Below are 516 nucleotides of genomic sequence, written 5' to 3'. Positions count from 1 at the left end.
CGACCACTCCACCCACCGCCCCAACGCCACCTCACACTCCACCAACGACTCCCGGAACACCGACGACCACACCGCCAACTCCCGACCCATCCCCACCCACTGCGAACCCTGACCCGGAAACACGAACACCACGTCCCCAGGGACCACACCACCGGACACCACACCCGGCGACGCCACGCCGTCCGTGACGGAGCGCAGTCCTTCAGCCGTGCTCGCACGGTCAGCGCCCAGCACGACCGCACGCTGCTCCAGCTCCGCCCGCGACAGCAGCGACCAGCTCACGTCCGCCAGTTCGGGGCCGGAGCCGTCGGAGACCAGTTCGCGCAGGCGGTCGGCCTGGCCCGCGAGGGCCGCGGCCGTCTTCGCCGACACCACCAGCGGCACCGGCCCGGCACCGGCCGAAGGCTCCGGCACCGAGACCGGCACCTGCTCAGCAGGCTCAGCCTGCTCGATGATCACATGCGCGTTGGTGCCACTCATCCCGAACGACGACACACCCGCCCGACGCGCACGACC

At 71.3% G+C, this 516-nt stretch carries 1 protein-coding gene; it reads right to left on the bottom strand.

What is annotated here, in order from left to right; translation table 11 throughout:
• On the bottom strand, positions 1–495 hold a 495-nt coding region (locus tag E0D90_RS26015; protein WP_227870529.1), incomplete at its 3' end, for an acyltransferase domain-containing protein.
• Positions 496–516: the final 21 nt, after the last annotated feature.

Source organism: Streptomyces otsuchiensis (assembly GCF_004305975.1).
Taxonomy (GTDB): Bacteria; Actinomycetota; Actinomycetes; order Streptomycetales; family Streptomycetaceae; genus Streptomyces; species Streptomyces otsuchiensis.
The sequence above is the reverse complement of the archived record's forward strand: the minus strand, read 5'-3'. Positions and strand labels throughout refer to the sequence as shown.